Genomic DNA, 2,343 nt, shown 5'->3' with positions numbered 1-2,343 from the left:
GGGCCAGTCCAGGCAGCTCAGGGCGGCGTTGGGGTCGGCGTCCAGGCGGCTCAGGCGGGCCTGCCAGACGATGCGGGTGCGGGTGGTGGTGTCGGGGCCGCGCAGGGCTACCTCGCGCATGGCGGGCCCCAGCTGGCCGTCGGAGAGGGCGGGGTCTTCCAGGTGGCTCAAGTGGCGCTCCCACACGTCGAGGTAGGCCAGGTAGAGCCCGTCCTCGCCCGGCAGGCTCACCAAGCTGCCCAGGTCGGGCTGGGCGGTGTAGAGCACCTCGGCGTCGTTCTCGCACAGGATCCCGCCCACGTAGTAGCGTCCCGCGCCCAGCCGCAGGTTGTTCCCCACCACGCTCAGCCCGAAGCCGGCGCCCCCGATGGGCCCCGCGGCGGGGCCCAGGCTGTCCTCGAGCGCGCCGCGGTGAAAATAGGTGCTGATGTCGTGCTGCTCGTTCCAGTCGGCGTCGAGCTGCACCCGCCCCTGTTGCATGCGCACGCTGGAGTAGCGTTTGCGCCGCTTGAACGTCAGCCGTGTGAAGTCCCCCTTCATAAGCCTCCCTCGAAATCACGTCACGAAAAACAGCCCGGCCTCGAGACCGAAGCGCAGATATTCCCCCAGCGCGATGCGCAGGTTGGCCTCGCGCTGGGCCTGTTTGAGGAAGCCGAAGGCCCCCATCTCCGAGCCGTCCTCGGCCCCCGTGCGGATGGCCTCGGGGCAGCTTGGGGCCAGTTGCCCGTAGGCCGGCTGGCCGTAGCGCAGGCTGCTGAAGCTGGGGCGCAGCCAGGTGAGCACCTCCCGCCGGATGCGCTCTTTCTCGGCCTGGGAGGCCCCGGCGGTGGCCTCGAGCCGGCGGGCTAGCTCGAGGTCGGGCTGGCAGCGGTAGCGGCGGGGCACCCGCGCCCCCTCCGGCACGTAGCTGAAGCACACGCAGCCTTTCTGGCGGCGCTCGACGCGCAGCACCACGTCCTCCGGGCCTTCGGGCTGCACGGCGAAGATCACCTCCGAGGCTTCGAGTTCCTTCAGGCGCACCCGGCCCAGCACCGTGCTACGGACCAGGCGGGTGGGCGGGCCGAAGAGCGCGGCCTGGGCGGGATCGGCCAGGGCGAAGTCGGCGGGGTGGGCGATGGCGAACTTGCCCTGGGGGTCGTGGACCAGGCTTTCGCTGACCTCCAGTCCCCGCACCGCCTCGTCCAGCAGCACGCTGCCGCAGATGCTCCTGTGCAGCACCACCTCCAGCCGCTCGTTGCGCTGGCCGGGGGTGGTGGAGGGCTCGACGAGCAGGAGGTGGCCCGGCAGCAGGGTGCAGTGCTCGAGCCGCAGGCCCCCCAGGTGGCCCGCCCGCACGGTGAGGTCGCCCTCGAGCAAGAGCCCGCCCAGCACCAGCACGCCGGGGTTGGCGCTCGTGGCGGGGGCGGTTCCCCGCACCTCGAGGTTCCCGCGCAGGTGGGGCCGGCGCCCCTCGGCCACCAGCCGCCCCGGCGGGCGCGACTTGGGCCGGGGCGGGGGCTGGGTGAGGTCCTCGACCACCGGCCAGTCGGCGGCCACCACGAACAGTTGCCGCCCCTCGGGGATCAGCAGGGCGTTGGCTCCGGTGAGGTTCTCGGCGTAGCTGCGGCTGTCCATCAGGCAGATCAGGCCGCTTTGGGGCGGGTTGGGCTGGCCCTGGGCGCTGTTCCAGGCCTGCACCGCCTCGAGCAGGGTCTTGAAGACGGGCTCGCCCGCCACCGCCGGGATCTCCTGGCTGACCCCCACCTGCCACTGGAGGGTGCGGGGCAGCAGGCCCTCGAGCGAGGCCCGGCGGTTGTAGGGGCCCCCACCCAGGTCGCCGCTGAAGCCGTAGGCGTAGCTCACGGCCTTGGGATTGCGCGGGGTGTAGGGGAACTGCGGGTCGGGCAGCTCGGCGGGGTTGGGGAGCAGCGTGAAGAGCCGTCCCCGCTCGGGGTCCACGGCCACGCGGGTGCGGAACTTCGAGCCGTCGGGCCGGGCAAAGACCTGGGTGAGGGGCGCTTTCCAGGCGGGGTGGTCCCAGTCCAGGTTGCACACCTCGATCTCCTCGGGCTCCAGCGGCTGGCTCGAGCCCTCCAGCAGCACCTCGAGCACCGCGTTGGCCCCGAAGTAGACCCCTTTCGGGGCCTCGCCCGCCACCAGCGCCCGGCGCCGCGCCCGCAGCTCATCGGCCAGCGCCCGGCGGCGCAGGGGGGCGGGCACGTTGATCTCCTGGGCAAGCTGGGTGAGGGCGGCTTCGGTCTGGGGCGGGTTGAAGAGCGGAGCGTCGAGGCCCAGCGAGCTGAAGGTGTAGCGTCCCGGCCCCACCTCGCGGGGGGTGGTGCCGGTGGCGGGGAGGCTCAGGGG

General features: G+C 72.9%; 2 protein-coding genes. Both read right to left on the bottom strand.

Translation table 11 applies throughout. The features are described from left to right. Positions 1-540, bottom strand: a 540-nt coding sequence (locus Mrose_RS18170; RefSeq protein ID WP_245970022.1) for a DUF6519 domain-containing protein, incomplete at its 3' end; no start/stop codon positions are given. A gap of 15 nt (positions 541-555) precedes the next feature. Further along, on the bottom strand, positions 556-2,343 hold a 1,788-nt coding region (locus Mrose_RS19100; RefSeq protein WP_119280628.1), incomplete at its 5' end, for a hypothetical protein.

It is taken from the genome of Calidithermus roseus (assembly GCF_003574095.1).
Taxonomy (GTDB): Bacteria; Deinococcota; Deinococci; order Deinococcales; family Thermaceae; genus Calidithermus; species Calidithermus roseus.
Note: the sequence above shows the minus strand (reverse complement) of the source record. Positions and strands in the feature narration are given on the sequence as shown.